General features: G+C 71.5%; 15 protein-coding genes. 5 read left to right on the top strand and 10 right to left on the bottom strand.

Features of this window, described 5'->3' with window-relative positions:
• Positions 1 to 280: 280 nt before the first annotated feature.
• The 9 genes from ACFYRX_RS01420 to ACFYRX_RS01460 all read right to left on the bottom strand — a co-directional run bounded on the left by ACFYRX_RS01420 (position 281) and on the right by ACFYRX_RS01460 (position 12,061).
• Positions 281 to 1,756, bottom strand: a complete 1,476-nt coding sequence (locus ACFYRX_RS01420) for a hypothetical protein (protein ID WP_389095556.1) — start codon at positions 1,754 to 1,756, stop codon at positions 281 to 283.
• Positions 1,753 to 3,459 carry a DUF3492 domain-containing protein gene (locus ACFYRX_RS01425; RefSeq protein ID WP_389095558.1) on the bottom strand — a complete coding sequence of 569 codons (1,707 nt, stop codon included), beginning with the start codon at positions 3,457 to 3,459 and terminating at the stop codon, positions 1,753 to 1,755. The genes ACFYRX_RS01420 and ACFYRX_RS01425 overlap by 4 nt, the downstream gene beginning before the upstream one ends.
• A 190-nt stretch (positions 3,460 to 3,649) precedes the next feature.
• Positions 3,650 to 5,242: a dipeptide ABC transporter ATP-binding protein gene (locus tag ACFYRX_RS01430; RefSeq protein ID WP_389095560.1), complete on the bottom strand. Its 1,593-nt coding sequence runs from the start codon at positions 5,240 to 5,242 to the stop codon at positions 3,650 to 3,652.
• A complete protein-coding gene (locus ACFYRX_RS01435; RefSeq protein ID WP_389095561.1) occupies positions 5,239 to 6,237 on the bottom strand; it encodes an ABC transporter permease in 999 nt (332 codons plus the stop codon). Before ACFYRX_RS01435 ends, ACFYRX_RS01430 begins: the two co-directional genes overlap by 4 nt.
• Positions 6,234 to 7,292, bottom strand: coding sequence for an ABC transporter permease (locus ACFYRX_RS01440; protein WP_389095563.1), 1,059 nt, complete (start codon positions 7,290 to 7,292; stop codon positions 6,234 to 6,236). The genes ACFYRX_RS01435 and ACFYRX_RS01440 overlap by 4 nt, the downstream gene beginning before the upstream one ends.
• A 4-nt stretch (positions 7,293 to 7,296) precedes the next feature.
• Complete coding sequence (locus ACFYRX_RS01445) at positions 7,297 to 9,015, bottom strand: ABC transporter substrate-binding protein (protein WP_389095565.1); 1,719 nt, start codon at positions 9,013 to 9,015, stop codon at positions 7,297 to 7,299.
• Between the two features lie 164 nt (positions 9,016 to 9,179).
• Complete coding sequence (locus tag ACFYRX_RS01450; RefSeq protein ID WP_389095567.1) at positions 9,180 to 9,275, bottom strand: Ms4533A family Cys-rich leader peptide; 96 nt, start codon at positions 9,273 to 9,275, stop codon at positions 9,180 to 9,182.
• 57 nt (positions 9,276 to 9,332) lie between these two features.
• On the bottom strand, positions 9,333 to 10,961 hold the full coding sequence (locus tag ACFYRX_RS01455) for a DUF3152 domain-containing protein (RefSeq protein WP_389095569.1): 1,629 nt from the start codon (positions 10,959 to 10,961) through the stop codon (positions 9,333 to 9,335).
• A gap of 8 nt (positions 10,962 to 10,969) precedes the next feature.
• Positions 10,970 to 12,061 (bottom strand): alpha/beta fold hydrolase, encoded by a 1,092-nt coding sequence (locus ACFYRX_RS01460; RefSeq protein WP_389095570.1) that lies wholly within the window; start codon positions 12,059 to 12,061, stop codon positions 10,970 to 10,972.
• A gap of 187 nt (positions 12,062 to 12,248) precedes the next feature.
• Between ACFYRX_RS01460 and ACFYRX_RS01465 the strand changes: the two genes are divergently transcribed.
• The 4 genes from ACFYRX_RS01465 (at position 12,249) to ACFYRX_RS01480 (ending at position 14,221) form a co-directional block, all read left to right on the top strand.
• Positions 12,249 to 12,497, top strand: coding sequence for a hypothetical protein (locus ACFYRX_RS01465; protein WP_389095572.1), 249 nt, complete (start codon positions 12,249 to 12,251; stop codon positions 12,495 to 12,497).
• Between the two features lie 221 nt (positions 12,498 to 12,718).
• Positions 12,719 to 13,360, top strand: coding sequence for a TetR/AcrR family transcriptional regulator (locus ACFYRX_RS01470; RefSeq protein WP_389095574.1), 642 nt, complete (start codon positions 12,719 to 12,721; stop codon positions 13,358 to 13,360).
• Between the two features lie 181 nt (positions 13,361 to 13,541).
• Positions 13,542 to 13,769, top strand: a complete 228-nt coding sequence (locus ACFYRX_RS01475; RefSeq protein ID WP_019980336.1) for a DUF3107 domain-containing protein — start codon at positions 13,542 to 13,544, stop codon at positions 13,767 to 13,769.
• 182 nt (positions 13,770 to 13,951) lie between these two features.
• Positions 13,952 to 14,221, top strand: coding sequence for a hypothetical protein (locus ACFYRX_RS01480; RefSeq protein WP_389095576.1), 270 nt, complete (start codon positions 13,952 to 13,954; stop codon positions 14,219 to 14,221).
• A gap of 166 nt (positions 14,222 to 14,387) precedes the next feature.
• Here the strand turns inward: ACFYRX_RS01480 and ACFYRX_RS01485 are convergent, their stop codons facing one another.
• On the bottom strand, positions 14,388 to 15,143 hold the full coding sequence (locus tag ACFYRX_RS01485; RefSeq protein WP_389095578.1) for a ferritin-like fold-containing protein: 756 nt from the start codon (positions 15,141 to 15,143) through the stop codon (positions 14,388 to 14,390).
• A gap of 486 nt (positions 15,144 to 15,629) precedes the next feature.
• Between ACFYRX_RS01485 and ACFYRX_RS01490 the strand changes: the two genes are divergently transcribed.
• The gene (locus tag ACFYRX_RS01490; protein ID WP_389095580.1) at positions 15,630 to 18,287 is read left to right on the top strand and encodes a DEAD/DEAH box helicase; all 2,658 of its coding nucleotides are present in this window, start codon (positions 15,630 to 15,632) and stop codon (positions 18,285 to 18,287) included.
• Positions 18,288 to 18,338: the final 51 nt, after the last annotated feature.

Below are 18,338 nucleotides of genomic sequence, written 5' to 3' on the forward strand. Positions count from 1 at the left end.
GGCTGCTCCCGGGGCCTTGGGGGCGGGTCGGGAGGTGGTCATTGCGGGTTCTCCTTCGGGAGGGGCTTGCGAGTCGCCTCCGGCGGTGGGGCCGGGGTGCCTGCGGCGGCCTGTGCGGGTTCTGGCGGGAGCGCGAGAGGAATCGCTCGGGGAGGGTGGGCCGTTGCGCCGTCGCAACCGGACGGGCGGGGGCCTCGCGCCCGACGGAACGGCGGACGGTTGGCCGGGGCCCACTGCGGCGGATGACCGCCCTACGGCGGGCGCGTGGGGCAGAGACGGGTCAGCACGGGGTCTCCGCCCGTGCGTGGGCATGGGCGGATGCCCTCGTCAGCTTGCGGATCGCGTGCACCAGCAGGGCCAGGGCACCGATCCCGCAGGAAAGGGTCTGCAGGCCGCCCGGGCCCCAGTGGTCCACAAGGGCGTCCACCGGGGTGGCCAGGAAGCCGCAGCCTGGCAGACGGGACCCGAAGGCCGCGGCCAGAGCCGTCGCCTGGGTTGTCGTGGCGGCGATGAGGACCACCGTGGGGGCGTGGGTGAATCCGTGGGCGGTGAGGAGACGGGCGAGGAAGAGGAGGGCGCCGAGGGTGATGGTCTGCGCGTAGGGAGCGGGTTCGTCCAGGACCGCGCCGGACAGGGCCAGGAGGGCCGTCAGGGCGCACAGGTACAGGGCGAAGGTGCCGAGCAGCAGGGGGCGTACGGAGGCCGCGAAGTCCTCCAGGCCGCGGCTGACGGTGAGTTTGCGGCGGGCGCGGGCCGTGAGGAGGTGGGCGGACCAGGCCGCCGGGGCGCAGGACAGGGTGAGGGCGAGGAGGGGGGCGGTGGCCACGGGCCAGGGGGTGTCGGCGGCGCCGGTGGGCAGGGCGTCGGGCCCGCCGGTCACGGCCGCTGCGAGGAGGCCGTCGCCGAGGGCGGCGTAGGCGAGGAGCCAGTACGTCCAGGTGGAGGTGCCGGTCCTGGGGGCGCGGTCGGGGATGCCGAGGGGGCCTCGGAACAGAGCCGCGCGGACGGCCATGGAGACGGCCAGGGCGCCCACCAGGGCGACGACGAGACGGGACTGGCCGTCGGTGAGACGAATACCGGTCACCGTGGCCGCGCAGAGAACGCCGGGGAGGAGGGTGAGCAGGGCCCAGTCGGCACGGGCCCCGGGTGCCGTCTGCGCCGAGGGCGGCGGGGGGGTGTCGCCGTTCCTCGGGACGCGGGCGTACATCTCCTCGGCGAGCGAGAAGACGTCACGGTGGCGGAAGCGGACGGCGGTGCGGTCGGTGACGCCGTGGGCCTCGAGACCGGCCGCGATCTCCAGGGGGTCGACGGCTCGCTCGCACAGCTCACGGTGACGGTGCATCAGGGCCTTCACCGGGTCCGCGGTGGAACGTCGGGCGGGTCCGGGAGCGGGCTTGCGGCTGGCGGAGACCCCGGTCGCGCGGCGGGAGGGCGCCGAAGAAGTGGGCGACTCGGCGTCTTCGAAGGCTTCGGCGTCTCCGGACGCGTCGGCGATGCGTACGTCGGCGGCGTCCTGCTCCATGTCTGCGGAGCCCTTCGGTGTGATCGGCTCCGCCGCCTCCGCCGTCTCGACGCAGGACACGTCCGCACCTGCTCCGCGCTCTCCGGATGCCCGCACGTCCGGTACAGCCGGTACGTCCGGTACAGCCGGTACGTCCGGTACGGCCTCCTCCCCCGCCAGCCACTCCTCCGAGTCCGTGTCCCGGGCCCCGGGGTTGCCCGGGGTGCCGGGGCGGTCGAGTCCCAGGTCGCTCATCCGGGGGTTCCTTCCGTGGCGGCGAAGGGAGGCGTCGCGCGGACCGGGGGCCCCGCGGCCCAGCCGGGACCACCGCGGGCCACGACGCGCGCGCTGCGCTCGGCCCAGCGGCCCGGGACGTGGACCTCGGCCGGGGCCGCGAACGGCAGAGGTTCCCCGGCGCCGTCGAGGACGACCCGACGGACCGGAGTGCTTGAGACGATCTCCAGGTAAATGCCGTGAAATGCCGTGATGTTCTGTTCCACGGTGAACAGTTCGAGTGCGCGGGCGCGCGCGGCGGCTCCCAGACGCTCACGGCGCTCGGGGTCGCGCAGCAGCGTGACGCACGTCTCCGCGAGCGCCTTCGGGTTGCGCGGCGGAACGACGAGCCCCGTGCCGCCGATGACCTCCACGACCGCGCCGACGTCGGTGGACACGGTGGCCCGGCCGCAGAACATGGCCTCGACGAGGCTGATCGGGAAGCCCTCGACGACGCTGGACAGGACGGTGACGGCACCCGAGGCGTACGCGTCGGCGAGGTGGGGCACCTCGGGGCCGCCGATCTCCTCGAAGGAGACGGGGTTGTCGCCGACGGCGTGCAGTCCGTCCGCCTCGTCGGGGAAGAGCTGCGCGGCCAGCGCCTTGCAGTGCCCCAAGTAGGCCGCCCCTTCGGGGCCGGAGGGCGCGCCGACGATTCTCAGCCGCGTCTTGGGCTCCTCCTTGCGGATCTCCGCGAAGGCGTGGAGCAGTGAGATCAGGTCCTTGGCGGGTTCGACGCGGCCGACCCACACCAGCGTGTCGGGGTCGACGCACTCCGCGGACTCCCCCACCTCCGCGAAGTGGGTGGCGTCCATCCCCGGGTAGACCGTGCGCAGCTTCTCGCGGTCGGCGCCGCAGCGCTCCTGCCAGCGCCGGGCGTGGGTGTTTCCGGGCGTGACGACCGCGGCCCGCCGGTAGGTCTCGGTGGCCAGCCGGCCGTGGAAGGCGGCGAGCAGGGTCCGCACGGCGGGCGAGGACTCGGTGTCGGCCAGGTAGTGCGTACGCAGCCGCACGCCGTACTCGGTCACCAGCAGGGGCACACCGCAGAAGTGGTGCGTGAGAAGTCCGGGCAGGACGGCCGGGCCGCCGGAGGCCGCGTGGCACAGGTCGACCGCGCCGAGGCCGTCGTCCTCGTACCAGTCGAGCGAGAGGGGGCGCAGGGCGCGCTCCAGGTGCGCGGCCACGGCGAGCAGATCCGGTACGCGCGCCTCGCGCGCCGCCTGCCGGGCGCCTCGCGCGCGACAGGCGCGCTCCAGGGCGCGGACGGCGGTCTCGGAGCGGAGCGCTCCCACCAGCCCGCCCTCGTCGCGGGCGAGGTCGGCGAGCCCGTACAGGGCGTTGGCGAAACGGTCCGCCTCAAGGGCCGACAAATCCTCGGAGCCCTCCGCGGCGGCCCCCTCGCACAGCGCCGCCGCCAACTCGCCGTAGGACTCGGCGAACCGACGGCGCGCGCGCCGCCCGTACACCACCCCGTCATCCTCGGCGGTCCACAGCGGGGCGGTGATCACCCTGCCGACCTGCGGCGGCAACTGCACCCAGCCCTCGTCCTCCTGGTGCTCGCCGCGGCTGAGGGCGTAGATGTCGAACTCGTGCTGCCCGAGCCCGCGCACGAGCCGGTCGCACCAGAGCATGGCGTCACCGCTCACATACGGATAGCCACCCTCCGTAATCAGTCCGATACGCACGAGTGCACCCCCGATCTCCCGTATGAGGAGCCGTCGTTGGCCCGGCGGCTCGCAGCGGGACGAACGTATGCGGACAAGGCGGTGGTGCGACGGACGGTTGTCCATCGCACCACCAGAAGGGGTGAACGGTCGTAACTTTCCCGTGCGGGTCGCGTTCGGTCGCGCTAGGAGATCATCCGGATACGCAGCGTCAGATGACGGCCGCTTCCCGGCGTTCCGCTCTGCGCCGGGCCGCGATCCGTGGATCGAGCGCCGGTACGGCGGCCAGGAGCTGCTTGGTGTACGGGTCCTGCGGGTTGTCGTAGACCTGGTCGGCCGGGCCCTGTTCGACGATCCTGCCGTTCCGCATCACGGCGACCCGGTCGCTGACCTGGCGTACGACGGCGAGGTCGTGCGCGACGAAGACCAGAGCGAGTCCGAGCTCGCGCTGCAACTCGCCCAGCAGGGCGACCACCTGGGCCTGGGTGGTGACATCGAGTGCGGAGACGGGCTCGTCGCAGACGATGACGCGCGGGTCGGCCGCGAGGGCCCGCGCGATGCCCACGCGCTGGCGCTGGCCGCCGCTGAACTCGTGCGGATAGCGGTCGTAGTGCGCTCCCTCGAGCCCCACGCGCTCCAGGAGTTCCCTCACGCGCCCCCTGATCCGCTTCTCGTCCCTCTCCCCACGCGCGCGGAGCGGGTCGGCGATGGACTCGCCCACGCTGCGGCGGGGGTTGAGGGAGGAGACCGGGTCCTGGAAGACCATCTGCACGGCCGGGTTCACACCCACACGCGTGTGGCCGTCATGACGGACCTCTCCCGTGGTCGGCTCCAGCAGTCCGACCAGCATCCGCCCCAGGGTTGTCTTGCCGCTGCCGCTCTCGCCCACGACGCCCAGGGTCTCGCCCCGGTGCACGGTCAGCGAGACACCGTCCACGGCGGCGAAGGCCCTCTTCCCGCGCCCGAACTCGCGCCGGAGGCCCTTCGCCTCCAGGACCACCTCGCCGGACGCCTGAGAGGGTGCCCTGGGCGCGTCCACGCGCGGGACCGCGGCGAGCAGTTCGCGCGTGTACGCCTCCGCGGGCGCCCCGAGCACCGTGCCGACCGATCCGTGCTCGACGGCCTTGCCGTGGCGCATGACCAGTACGTCGTCGACGCTCTCGGCGGCGACACCGACGTCGTGGGTGACGAGCAGCAGGCCCATGCCGGTCTCCTGGCGCAGGGTGTGCAGCAGGTCGAGGATCTGGGCCTGGACGGTCACATCGAGCGCGGTCGTCGGCTCGTCGGCGATCAGCAGGTCCGGCTCGCAGGCCAGCGCCATCGCGATGAGGGCGCGTTGCCGCATGCCGCCGCTGAACTCGTGCGGACGGGACCGGGACCGCCGTACGGCGTCCGGAATCCCCACCCGGTCCAGCACCTCCACCGCACGCGCGCGTGCCGTTCGTCGCGACACACGCGTGTGCACGCGGTACACCTCGGCGATCTGGTCGCCGATCGCGTAGTACGGGTCCAGGGACGACAGCGGGTCCTGGAAGACCATCGCCGCCTTCGCGCCCCGCAGCCGCCGCAGTTCGTCGTCGGACGCCTTCTGTACGTCCACCGCGGCGACCTCGACGGAGCCGCCCACGCGCGCGCCCGTGCCGCGGTGCAACCCGAGCAGGGCCGCGGCGACGGTGGACTTGCCGGAGCCGGACTCGCCGACCAAGGCGAGCGCGGCGCCATGCTCCAGCCGGAAGGAGAGGCCGTCGACGGCGCGCAGGTCGCCGAACTCGACGGTCAGGTCAGTGACGTGGACGAGACTCACGTGAGCACCACCCGTCGGTCGGCCACCGCGTACAGGACGTCCGCGAGGGCGTTGGCGAGAACCACGAAGAAGCCGATGACCAGGACCATGCCGACGACGACCGGGAGGTCGACGACGGTGACGGCGTGGACCAGTTCCTGGCCGATGCCGGGAAGGCCGAACAGCGACTCGACGAGGACGGCCCCGCCCATGGCACTGCCGAAGTCGTTGGCGTTCAGGGCGATGATCGGCGCCAGGGCGCCGCGCAGGGCGTGCCGGCCGACGATCGACCGCTCACCGACGCCGTAGGCGCGGAAGGTCCGGATGTGGTCCTCGGCGAGCGTCTCGAGCATCGATGCCCGGGTGAGCCGCGCGAAGTAGGCCGACTCGGCGAGCGCGAGTGTGACCCATGGCAGCAGCAGGCCCCACATCCACTGTTCGGGGTCGTCGGTGAAGGAGACGTACTCCGGGAAGGGCAGCAGTTCCAGCTGTCCGCAGACCACGATCATCAGGACGAGGCCGATGACGAAGACGGGCGTGGCGACTCCCGCGAGGGTGAGGCCGGTCAGCGCGCGTTCGGTGAACCGGCCGCGCCGCCAGGCGGACAGCACGCCGGTGCCGACGCCCAGCAGCAGCCAGAGCACCATCGCGCCGACCACCAGGGACAGGCTGACGGGCAGCTTGTTCAGGATGATCCGCGTGACCTGCTGGTCGCTCTGGTACGACAGCCCGAGGCAGGGCGCCGAGCAGTACTCGACGGACGTGCCGGTGGAGTAGTCGTGTCCTACGACGATGCCCTGGAGGAAGTGCCAGTAGCGCAGGTACAGCGGATCGTCGAGCCTGAGCTGCTGGGCGACCTGGTGCACCTGTTCCGGGGAGCAGCGCGGGCCGCAGGTGATCTGGGCGACGTTGCCGGGGGTGGCGTAGAAGACGACGTAGATGATGACCGAGAGGGCCAGCAGCGTGAGTACGGCGCTCACGGTCCGGCGCAGGGCGAATCCCGTGAAGCCGCTCATGAGGTGCCCTCCTGGCCTTCCTGGCCTTCCTTGGACGGGTCGGCCTCGGAGTGGCCGGCCTTCGAACCGGCCGCCTTGGCCTCCTGCTTGCGGCCCGTCCCGATGCGCAGTCGTGAGGCCGCCCGTGGGTCCAGGGCGGTGCGCACGCCGTCGCCGAGGACGGTGAGGGCGAGCACGGTCACGAAGAGCGCTCCCGCGGGCAGCAGTAGGTACTGCGGGGCCGCCTGGTACCAGACGTTGGCCGTGGAGAGCATCTGTCCCCAGGACGGCGTGGGAGGCTTCACGCCGACGCCGAGGAAGGACAACGACGCCTCAATGCTGATGTTCGCCGGGACCATCAGCGCCGCATAGGTGATGACGGGCGCGGCGAGGCCGGGCAGCAGTTCCCTGCGGGCGATGCGCAGGGTGCCCCAGCCGCTGAGCCGCGCGGCGGCCACGTAGTCGAGTTGCTTGAGGGTGAGCGTCTGGGCGCGGGCGATCTTGCCGATCGTGCCCCAGGCGACGAAGCCGATGATGAGCGCGACCAGGACCGGCCTCGGGAAACTGCCCGGCACGACGGCCAGCAATGCCAACGCCATGATCATCAACGGCATGGCCACGATGATGTCGGTGATCCGGCTCAACAGTTGATCAACCCATCGGCTGCCGAGCGCGGCGGCGACACCCACGACGACGCCGAGGAAGACCTGCACGGCGGTCGCGGCCAGTGCGACCCCCAGGGAGACCTGGGATCCGTACACCAGACGCGCGAACAGATCACGTCCTGTCTGCGGTTCGACGCCCAGCCAGTGGTCCCCGCTGATCCCCCCGAAGGACCCGATGGGAACGCCGCCACGCGCGGAGTCGATGAGCGACGGGTGGTAGGTGGTGGCGTCCTGGCCCTCGAGGGCCGTGAGGAGCGGCGCCGCGAGCGCCACCAGGACGAGCAGGGCGACGACGGCCGCCGCGACCATGGCGGCACGCTGCGCACGCAACCGCCGCCAGAACTGACGGGCCCCCGAGATCCCCGAGACAGCCGTCTCAGGGATCTCGGTGGCGACAAGTGCCTCGCTCATCGGGTTACTTGACCGCGACCTGCGAGATGTCCAGGACACCGGTCCAGTCGCTGATCACGACGTTCTTGATGTCCTTGCCGACCAGCCGCTTGTAGACCGGGTGGAACAGCGGGACGGTCAGCGCCTGCTCGCCGATCTTCTTGTCCAGTGCACCCCACCGCTTGGCGGCAGCGTCAAGGTCGGTCAACTTGTTGATCGAGTCAATCTCCGCATTGACCGTCTTGTCGTTGAGCAGACCCGAGTTGAAGTTCGCGCCGTCCTTGACGATCTGACGGCCGTCGAAGATCGGGGCGAGGAAGGGACCGCCGGAGGGCCAGTCGGCACCCCACGCGGAGAGGAAGAAGCCCGGCTCGGTCTTCACGCTGTGGATCGTGTCGGAGTAGTTGTTGTCCTCCAGACCCTGCAGCTTGACCGTGATGCCGGCCTTCTTGAGCGCGTCCTGGACCGCGGTCGCGATCTCGGGGCTCGTCTTGAAGTTCTGGGCGTTGTCGTGGGTCAGCGTGACGGTGAGCCCGTTGGGGTGACCGGCCTCGGCCAGCAGTTCCTTGGCCTTCGCCGGGTCGCCCGTCGCGCCCGCCGGGAAGAGGTCGTACGGCTCGTAGCCGAAGGACTTCTGGTTCGGCAGGAAGGTGGTGGCGGCCTCCGCGAGGGCGGAGCCACCGGCCGCGTTGACCACGGAGGAGCGGTCGATGGCGTACGAGATCGCCTGCCGCACCTTGACGTCGTCGAACGGCTTGACCGTCGGGTTGAACGCTATGTAGTTCGTGTAGCCGAAGTGCCCGGTGCCGACGCGCGAGGCGAGCTCCTTGTCGCCCGTCACCTTGGCGAGTTCGGCGGGGCCGAGGTTGGTGTCCGTGGTGACCGACGCCGCGTCCGCGCCCTGGGACGCGGACAGCCGCTGGTTGATCACCGACGAGTCGAGACCGGACTTGACGTCGATCTTGTCCGGGTGCGCCTTGCGCTCGGCGTCCGTGGCGGCGGACCAGTACTTGTTGCGCTCCAGGACGATGGTCTCGCCGTCGTTCGCGTTCGAGACGACCTTGTAGGGACCGGACGAGACCGGGTGCTCCTCGTACTTCGTACCGGTGTCCTTGGCCTTCGGGACGGGCGCGAACTGCGTCTGCGTGGCCAGGTACGGGAACTCGCCCTCGGGCTTGTTCAGATGGAAGACGATCGTGCGGTCGTCCGGCGTCCCGATGGCGGCGAGGCCCTTCTTGTCCTTGTACGGCCCCTGGTAGTCGGCCGCCCCGACCAGCCAGTCCCGCAGGTAGGGGGCGCCGCCGGACAGCTCGGGTGCGAAGGAGCGCTCGATGCCGTACTTGATGTCGGCCGAGGTGATCGCGGAGCCGTCCTCGTACTTGAGGCCCGCCTTCAGTGTGTACGTCCACTCCGTCGCGTCCTTGTTGGGGCGCCCGGTGTCGGTGGCGAGGTCGGGGACGACCTTGGCTCCGGCGGCGCCGCTCTCGCGGTTGCGGGTGGTGAGCGTCCGGAACACGAGGGTGGGGATGTTGCCGCCGCCCGAGGTGTAGAGACGGGCCGGGTCGAAGTCCGTCTGGGGCTCGGAGTTCAGGACCGTGAGGGTGCCCCCCTTGTGGGGCGTGGAGTCGCCTCCGGAGCTCTTGGCATCGTTGTCCTCAGGGCCGCAGGCGGCGGCGCCCGCTGCCAGAACGAGGCTTACGGACAGCGCGGCCACGCGGCGCGTTGTGAAGGACGGTTGACGCATCGGAGACGACCTCTCGAATGACATGTCTCGAATGGCGAGACGAATTGACGAAGGGTGAGACGAAAACGGACGGACGTCTGCCCCGGCGTCGGGTCGTCGAAAGGGCCGTGATCCAGGTCACGGAGAAATACGGGATTCGCGACGCACGCGCCTGAGGGCGGGCGTCAGCGACAGAGAATGTCGGCCACGCAGATCGGGGTCACGCCGATGAGCGCCAGCTCTATGGCGGCGCTGCTCTCGACGGCATGACTAGACCACATGCGCAGCAATATGTACGACCGGGTCAACGCATGTCAATGCGGCCTCTGCGCCATCGGTCAACTCCCTGGGTAGGCCCACGGGTTGGCTCGGCAGTGGATCCCGTCGTGGTCGAGGAACTTGGTCTGCTGCTGCATCACCGGCGCGAGCTCGCCGTTCTTGTCGCATGTCACGTGGGAGTAGCCGAGACGGTGGCCCACTTCATGGTTGATCAACATTTGACGGTACGCATGGATCTGATCACCGTATGTGGTTGATCCCTGGGCCCATCGATACGCATTGATCATCACGCGCTCGGTGGCGGCCGAGTCGCACGAGACGTTGTCCTGCGTGGTGTCGAGGCCGGACTTGGCACACCACTCCGCGGTGGTGCCGGGGCTGGCCAGCGTGATCACGAAGTCGGGCTTGCCGGAGTAGATGCGCTCGAAGGTCCTCGCACCGTCGTGCGCCCAGCTGCGGTCGTCGTTGAGCGTCTTCTGCACGGCCTGGGCGAAGAGTCCGCCGTCGAGTCCGAGTCCTTGCTCCACGTCCACGCGGTAGGTGTACTTCCGCCCCTTGCCTGGCGCCTTGGCGAACCCCTGGACCGCGTCGAACTTTCCCGACCCGTCGAGCTTGGCGCTGAGCGGATACTTCGTGCCCATCTTCTGCTCGTACGTCAGCGTCGTCACATCGGGCGAGGCCGACGGCGCCGATCCGCCGTCCGCATCCGTGCCGGAGTCCCTGGCGTCCCGCGCCTGGTCGGTCGCGGACTGCGTGCCCGCGGCGGTGTCACGTCCGGCCGTGACCTGACCGGCCACGACGACGGCGAGCACGGTGACGACGGCGGCGGCCGCGATGCCGGTGAACGTCCGGCCCTTGCCGCCCTTGGCCGTCGGCGGGGCGTCGAGGGGCGGTACGTCGCCGGAGCCCGAACGCGTGCCGGCATCCGTGTCGTCCGGCCAGTCGGTGACGGAACCGTCCGGGTCGGAGCCGTAGGAGTCGGAGGGGTGCGCGGCAAGGGTGGGCCCGGCCCCTCGGACGGGACCGGGCTCCGGAACGCGACTACGAGGCCCACGAGGGCCGCCCGGCACTAAATCGTCGAAGCCGTCGGGGCTGCCGGAACCGCCCGAGAACGCGTCGAGGTATTCCTGCCGGGGCCCCGACCGGGATCCCGGCGGCGCCTGCCGCTGCCGCGGCAGAGCGACCCCCTGGCCCTGCCCCTGCCCCTGCCCCTGCCCCTGCCCCTGCCCGCTCAACTGCCCCCAACCGCCCCCGGATTCACGCGGCTCAGGATGCCCGCCACGCACCCGCGGGACCCCGTGAGCCGGAGTGCCGTCGGAAAGCCGCGGGAAGCCGTGGGCGGGCGTGCCGTCCGGAAGCCGAGGAAGCCCCCGCGCGGGCGTCCCGTCGGGCAGCCGGGGAAATCCGTGCGCCGGAGTGCCGTCGGCAAGCCTCGGACCGCGCGGCGCGGGCGCCCGGTACCCAGTGGCACCGGCCCCGGGCCCGGAACCCCCCGGCACCCCTTGCCGGACCGGCTGCGGCGCCGGAGCAGGAGGGGCTGGTGTCCGTCCCCGGCCCGTCGCGTCCGCGCCGGGGCTCTCCCCGCCCCGCGCCCCCTCGGCGCCCGGCGCACCTGAACCGCCTTTACCGGAACCGCCCTTGTCGGACCCCTTCTCAGGAGCGGGCCCGCGTCGACTGTGGCGTCCCACGCCCCGCCTCAACTCCCCACAGTGGTGGCGTCGGCCCCGCCACCGGAAGCCGTCGCGGCATCCCGCCCGGCACCGGAAACACCCGAAGCACTCGAAGCACCCGCGCCCGACGCACCGCCCGCCTCCACGGCGCCGTCCCCGTCGAGGGCCCCCTTGGCCACGGCGAACTCACGGAACGCGCCCGCCACCGTCTCCGGGTACTCCATCATCGCCACGTGCCCCGCCTCCGGCAGGGTCAGCAGGCGGGAGTCACGGAAGGCGCGGGCCGCCTTCTGGGCCATGCGGAAGCCGACGAGCTGGTCACGGCCGCCGTAGACGAGCAGCGTGGGTGCGAGGACGCGCTCGGCCTGGCGCCAGAGCGCGTGCTGGCCGCCCAGCGTGTACGCGTTCACCAGCCCCCGCGCGGAACGCGTCAACGCGTCCCAGAAGTAGGGCAGTTGGAGCCGCCGCTCCATCTCCTCGACGGCCTGCTGGAAGCCTTCGGGCGTCACCCGCCCAGGATCGCCGTAGCAGAGCGCGGTGACCCCGCGGACGCGCTGCTCGGCCGTCCACCCCTTGCTGTACCGGGTGAACAGGCCCGCCACCCCGGGCACCGCCAGCAGCCCCGTGGGCACGGCGGTGCGCTGGACGCGGATCTCCGGGAGCGCCGGCGACACGAGGGTGAGGGTCCGCACCAGGTCGGGCCGGACCGCGGCGACGCGCGTGGACACCGCCCCGCCGAGGGAGTTCCCGAAGAGGTGCACGGGCCCGCGGCCGGACGCGTCGAGGAAACGGATCACCGCGCGCGCGTGCCCGGTGATCGAGTAGTTGCCGTCGTCGGGCGGCGGCGAGTCCCCGAACCCGGGCAGATCGACGGCCTCGCCGTCGACCTCGTCCTCCAACTGCTCCATCAGCGCCGACCAGTTCTGCGAGGAACCGCCGAGGCCGTGGACGTACAGCGCGGGCGGCAGCCCCTCGCGCGCGGCCGGTCTCGAACGCACCGTCAGAGTCACCCCAGGCAGCCCCACCGACCTGAGCCGCTCACCCTCACCGACCCGGACGGGCGCCACCCTCGGAAGGACGGTGGCGGGCGGCACGAAGGGCAGCTCGGTCGAAGACATGCGGCAATGTTACGAGACGATCACGCACTGGTTCATGTGTTCGCCATCACAGAATGCCCGTGCGACCCCTGTGTCGCGGCCTACACATCGCATGGCATCCGGATCGCGTGTCTCCTAGGCTCGTACACAGGGCACCCGCATGTGGCCCCCTGAACACATCAGGGACGTTCTAGGAAGGGAGCCCGCCATGCCGTACGACCCCACCGACCCCGAGACCTTCGACCCCGAGACCTTCGATCCCGGGACCGCCGAGGAAGCGGACGACGCCGTCGAGCTCGACGTCGAGGCGCCCGAGGTCGACGTCGCCGAGCAGCGCACCGACATCGCGCCGGACCGCGACGACCCGTTGACCGGCGTGGACCCCACCCGGGCCAACGAGGCCGACCTCGTCGAACAGGCCAGGGTCGTCTCGATCGACGAGGAGGACTACCGGTGACATCGGCACGGTCGTGAGCGGTCGACAAAGCACTCATCAGGGCATTCCTGAGCACGAAACGGGGCGACCAGTGCCCGTCAGATCACCGTCTGAAACATTTGTGAGGCTTTCGTCACCGTCCGGTCCGTGAAATTCTGCGTTCGCACCGCGCACAGCAGGGTTACCGAAAAGTACGATGGCGGCGCGGCGCACACCGCGTGTGGACGACATTGGGAGGCGGCGTGACAGCCATCGAGCAGACAGAGGCAGCACGCCCGCGGGGGACGCGCCTGCCGCGCCGTGCCCGACGGAACCAGCTGCTGGGCGCCGCGCAGGAAGTCTTCGTGGCCCAGGGCTACCATGCGGCGGCGATGGATGACATCGCCGAGCGCGCAGGTGTCAGCAAGCCGGTGCTCTACCAGCACTTCCCGGGCAAGCTCGACCTCTATCTCGCCCTGCTGGACCAGCACTGCGAGTCCCTGATCCAGTCCGTCCGCACCGCGCTCGCGTCGACGACCGACAACAAGCAGCGGGTACGGGCGACCATGGACGCCTACTTCGCGTACGTCGAGGACGACGGCGGCGCCTTCCGCCTGGTCTTCGAGTCGGACCTGACGAACGAGCCGGCGGTGCGTGAGCGCGTCGACAAGGTGGCCAACGAGTGCGCCGAGGCGATCTGCGACGTCATCGCGGAGGACACCGGCCTCTCGCGCGCGGAGTCGATGCTCCTCGCCTCGGGCCTCGGCGGTCTCGCCCAGGTGGTGGCCCGCTCGTGGCTGCACAGCGACCGCAGCGTCCCGCGCGACCAGGCGGTCCAGCTGCTGACGTCCCTCGCATGGCGGGGCATCGCCGGTTTCCCGCTGCACGGCATCGACTCCCACTGAAAGCGTCCGCTCACCGGCCGCACCACTCGACCCGCACGCACGCGTGCGGGTCGTTTGTTCCCGTCGGTTGTTCGCTGTTGGCGTTCTTGCGCGGAACGTGTACGTCCCCTCACCGGGCTAATGTGTGCTGGGTACGGCGCGGAAGGCCGCGCACTTCACTGACCGTCGGAGGGACATAGCCGTGGAGGTCAAGATCGGCGTGCAGCACGCGCCCCGCGAGATCGTTCTGGAGAGCGGTCAGAGCGCCGAGGAAGTCGAGCGGGCGGTGGCAGAGGCGCTGGCCGGCAAGTCTCAGCTGCTGAGCCTGGTGGACGAGCACGGCCGCAAGGTCCTCGTCCCGGCCGAACGTCTCGCGTACGTCGAGCTCGGCGAGCCGGCTCCGCGCAAGGTGGGCTTCGGCGCGCTGTAGGCAGACATGCGCAGAGGGGCCCGGCGACTCGAAGTCGCCGGGCCCCTCTGCGCATGTTCCGCAGGAAATCCGCCGCCACGGATGGAGCACGACTCGCGCCTGGAGGAGGATTGCATTCCGCAGGTCACGGGTATGACGGGCTACGACCGTGATGAACAGTGTGGCCGCGTGGGAGGGACCCCATGATGTTGATCGAAGCGCTCGGCTCCGCATTGCTCGGTCTCGTGCTGGCGGGGGTGGCGGTACGCCGGCTCTCGCACCGTCTGCCCACCCGCTCCCTGGTCCTCGCGACGGGCACCGCGGGAGCCCTTTTCGGCGCCTTCGTGACCCACACCGCGCTGGACCCGAGCACCGTCCTGCTGACCTTCATCGGCGCGGCAGTGGTCTCGGTGGCCTCCCTGTCCCTGCTGCTGCGGCCGAACGGAAGACTGCGCCGCTCAGCACCGGCGTAGGCAACGCCCTTTCGGGGCGCGGGGGTGTACTGACATACGCCCCCGCCGTGTGAGCGCGACAAGCCGCGCCGGCCCCGCAGCCACCGACGAGGTTCAGCCTCCGCCGCGAGGCGCCCCGAACCTGCCAGGTATCCCGCCCCTGCCGGGCGCCCCGTGCTTCCAGGCGCTACGCGGCCAAACCCAACGCGGCCATCCGCTTGGTGTGCGCCTCGGTGATCCGCGAGAACATCCGCCCCACCTCGGCGAGATCGAACCCGTCCGCGACGCCCCCGACGAGCATCGTCGACAGCGCGTCCCGGTCGGCGACGACCCGCTGCGACTGCGACAGCGCCTCCCCCATCAACCGCCGCGCCCACAGGGCGAGTCGCCCGCCCACGCGCGGATCCGCGTCGATGGCGCCGCGCACCTTCTCGACGGCGAACTCCGCGTGCCCGGTGTCGTCGAGCACCGCCAGCACCAGTTCGCGGGAGTCCGAGTCGAGCCGGGCCGCGACCTCCCGGTAGAAGTCACTGGCGATCGAGTCGCCGACGTAGGCCTTGACGAGCCCCTCCAGCCAGTCCGACGGAGCCGTCTGCCGGTGGAAGCCGTCCAGCGCCGCGACGAACGGCTCCATCGCGAGCGTGGGCTCCTCACCGATCTCGGTCAGCCGGTCGCGCAGCTTCTCGTAGTGGTGGAACTCCGCCGACGCCATCTTCGCCAGCTCCGCCTTGTCCGTCAGCGTCGGCGCCAGCTTGGCGTCCTCCGCGAGCCGCTCGAAGGCCGCCAGCTCGCCGTACGCGAGCGCGCCGAGCAGGTCGACGACCGCGGCTCGGTACTGCGGATCGGCGGCGGCCTTCGTCCAGTTCTGGGCGGCGACTGCGGTGCGTTCGGCAGGGGTCTCGGAGGCGTTGTCGGGCTTGTCAGAGGTCGTCATGAAGCGCACAATAGCCCGCTCTCCGGAGGGCGGAAGGCCCTGGTCAATCAGTGTGACGACGACTACGTGACCAAATCGGCCATCACATGTGCACGATTCCGGGGTATGGTGGTAATGCGCCTGCTGATACGACCGCACTTGATTACCGCGCCGTATCTCGACAGGCCGCACGTATGAGGATGCCCGGTCGGTGGCCCGATCGGCTCCGACCCGACAGCCCTCCTCGCCCGTACGGCACATTGCGTACGAAGTTCGGAGGGGGATCCCTCAGCGGTACGAGCGCTAGAGCGTCGGCAGTGGTCCCGCGCCATTACGGCTTGTCCGTAAGGCAGCCGACGTCCCCAGCACGGCAGGACGACCCCCGCGCTCGCCTCGCACCGCGCACACAGAAGAGGCAGCACCCTGACTACGACTTTTCGCGATCTCGGGATTCTCACCGAGACGGCCGAAGCCCTCGAAGCCGTCGGCATCGTCAACCCGTTCCCCATTCAGCAGATGACGCTTCCGGTGGCCCTCTCCGGCTCCGACGTCATCGGCCAGGCCAAGACCGGCACCGGCAAGACGCTGGGCTTCGGCCTCCCGCTCCTCGAGCGCGTCACCGTCCCCGCCGACGTCGAGGCCGGCCGCGCCAGGCCCGAGGACCTGACCGACGCCCCCCAGGCGCTCGTCGTCGTCCCCACGCGCGAGCTGTGCACCCAGGTGACCAACGACCTGCTGACCGCGGGCAAGGTGCGCAACGTACGCGTTCTCGCCATCTACGGCGGCCGCGCCTACGAGCCCCAGGTCGAGGCCCTCAAGAAGGGCATCGACCTCGTGGTCGGCACCCCGGGCCGGCTCCTGGACCTCGCGGGCCAGAAGAAGCTCGACCTCAGCCAGATCAAGGCGCTCGTCCTGGACGAGGCCGACGAGATGCTCGACCTGGGCTTCCTGCCCGACGTCGAGAAGATCATCAACATGCTTCCGGCCAAGCGCCAGACCATGCTGTTCTCGGCGACCATGCCGGGCGCGGTCATCGGACTCGCCCGCCGCTACATGTCGCAGCCCACGCACATCAACGCCACGTCGCCGGACGACGCCGGCAGGACCGTCGCGAACACCAAGCAGCACGTGTACCGCGCGCACAACATGGACAAGCCCGAGATGGTCGCGCGCATCCTGCAGGCCGAGGGCCGTGGCCCGGTCATGGTGTTCTGCCGCACCAAGCGCACGGCGGCCGACCTCGCCGACCAGCTCCAGCAGCGCGGCTTCGCGTCCGGCGCGGTCCACGGCGACCTCGGCCAGGGCGCCCGCGAGCAGGCCCTGCGCGCGTTCCGCAACGGCAAGGTCGACGTGCTCGTCTGCACCGACGTCGCCGCCCGCGGCATCGACGTCGAGGGCGTCACGCACGTCATCAACTACCAGTCCCCCGAGGACGAGAAGACGTACCTGCACCGCATCGGCCGTACCGGCCGTGCGGGCGCCAAGGGCATCGCCGTCACGCTCGTCGACTGGGACGACATCCCGCGCTGGCAGCTCATCAACAAGGCGCTGGAGCTCGACTTCAGCAACCCGCCGGAGACGTACTCCACCTCCCCGCACTTCTACGAGGAGATGAACATCCCCGCGGGCACCAAGGGTGTCCTGCCGCGGGCGGAGCGCACGCTGGCGGGCCTCGGCGCGGAGGAGCTGGAGGACCTGGGCGAGACGGGCGGACGCGGTGCGCGTGGCCGCGGTGACCGGGACCGGGGCGACCGGGGTCGTGGACGTGGCGGCCGGGACGAGTCCCGCTCCGCCGACCGCGAGCGTCCGGACCGTACTCCGCGCCGTCGCCGCCGTACCCGCAGCGGGTCCGTGCTGGACGGGACGCCCTCCGCCGAGGCGGTCGCCCCGTCGGAGACCGGCGCGACCGAGGAGACCACCTCGCCCCGCACCCCGCGCCGCCGTCGCCGCACCCGCGGCGGCCCGGCCGACTCTGCGCCGGTCACGGCGACCACGGCAGCGGCGCCGGTCCAGCCGGCCGCGTCCGAGGCCGCCGAGTCCGCCGTCACGACGGCGGAGGGCCCGTCCCTGGACACCGAGAGCCCGGCGAAGCCGCGCCGCCGCCGTACCCGCAAGGCCGCGGAGACGCCGGCCGTGGTGGAGACGGCCGTCGAGGCGGCGCCGGTGACCGAGGTCGCTCCGGAGGCTCCGGCGACCAGGCCGCGCCGGACCCGTAAGGCAGCTGCCGCGGCTCCGGCCGCCGAGGCCGCCGTGGACACCGTCGAGGCCACGGTGACCACGCCGCGTCGCCGTACCCGCAAGGCCGCCGAGCCCGCCGTGGCCGCCGTGGAAACGGTGGAGACCGCGGTCGCGGAGGTCGCCGAGGTCGCGGAGGCCAAGCCGCGGCGGACCCGCAAGACCGCCGCCACCAAGGCGGCCGAGGCAGCGGTGGACACCGCAGAAGGCACGGTCACCAAGCCGCGCCGCACCCGCAAGACCACCGCCACCGCACCGGAGGCCACCCTCACCGCCGACACGGCCGAAGCCGCGGAGCCCAAGCCCCGCCGCACCCGCAAGACCGCGGCCACCAAGGCAGCCGAGGCCGCCGTCGACACGGCCGAAGCCACCGAGGCCAAGCCGCGCCGGACCCGTAAGGCAGCCATTGCGGCTCCGGCCGTCGAGGCCACGGAGACCACACCGCGCCGCCGTACCCGCAAGGCGGCCGAGCCCGCCGAGATCCCGGTCCAGACGGTTCCGACGGTCCAGCCGGTCCAGGAGCCTCAGGTCGCCGAGGTCGCGGAGGCCAAGCCGCGGCGGACCCGGAAGACCGCCGCCACCAAGGCGGCCGAGGCAGCCGAAGCAGCGGTGGACACCGCGGAAGGCACGGTCACCAAGCCGCGCCGCACCCGCAAGACCACCGCCACCGCACCGGAGGCCACCCTCACCGCCGACACAGCGGAAGCCGCGGAGCCCAAGCCCCGCCGCACCCGCAAGACCGCGGCCACCAAGGCAGCCGAGGCAGCCGTCGACACGGCCGAAGCCACCGAGGCCAAGCCGCGCCGGCGCACCACCCGCAAGGCCGCCGAGCCCGCGGTGAGCGCCGCTATCCCGGCCCAGGCCGACCAGGAGCCGAAGGCCGCCGCACCGCGCCGCCGGGTCCGCAAGACGGCCGCCGCGGAACCCGCGGACAGCTGAGCCCGGACCTGACGGCCCGGCCCCCTCACAGGGGCCGGGCCGTCGGCGTTC

It is taken from the genome of Streptomyces sp. NPDC005374 (genome assembly GCF_042872225.1).
Classification (GTDB): Bacteria; Actinomycetota; Actinomycetes; order Streptomycetales; family Streptomycetaceae; genus Streptomyces.

Bases quoted from the DNA above. Each gene is read 5' to 3' on its own strand.
- ACFYRX_RS01440 (WP_389095563.1), bottom strand. From the start codon at position 7,292: ATGAGCGAGGCACTTGTCGCCACCGAGATCCCTGAGACGGCTGTCTCG.
- ACFYRX_RS01445 (WP_389095565.1), bottom strand. From the start codon at position 9,015: ATGCGTCAACCGTCCTTCACAACGCGCCGCGTGGCCGCGCTGTCCGTA.
- ACFYRX_RS01420 (WP_389095556.1), bottom strand. From the start codon at position 1,756: ATGAGCGACCTGGGACTCGACCGCCCCGGCACCCCGGGCAACCCCGGG.
- ACFYRX_RS01490 (WP_389095580.1), top strand. From the start codon at position 15,630: ATGACGCTTCCGGTGGCCCTCTCCGGCTCCGACGTCATCGGCCAGGCC.
- ACFYRX_RS01435 (WP_389095561.1), bottom strand. From the start codon at position 6,237: ATGAGCGGCTTCACGGGATTCGCCCTGCGCCGGACCGTGAGCGCCGTA.
- ACFYRX_RS01480 (WP_389095576.1), top strand. From the start codon at position 13,952: ATGATGTTGATCGAAGCGCTCGGCTCCGCATTGCTCGGTCTCGTGCTG.
- ACFYRX_RS01450 (WP_389095567.1), bottom strand. From the start codon at position 9,275: ATGTGGTCTAGTCATGCCGTCGAGAGCAGCGCCGCCATAGAGCTGGCG.
- ACFYRX_RS01465 (WP_389095572.1), top strand. From the start codon at position 12,249: ATGCCGTACGACCCCACCGACCCCGAGACCTTCGACCCCGAGACCTTC.
- ACFYRX_RS01460 (WP_389095570.1), bottom strand. From the start codon at position 12,061: ATGTCTTCGACCGAGCTGCCCTTCGTGCCGCCCGCCACCGTCCTTCCG.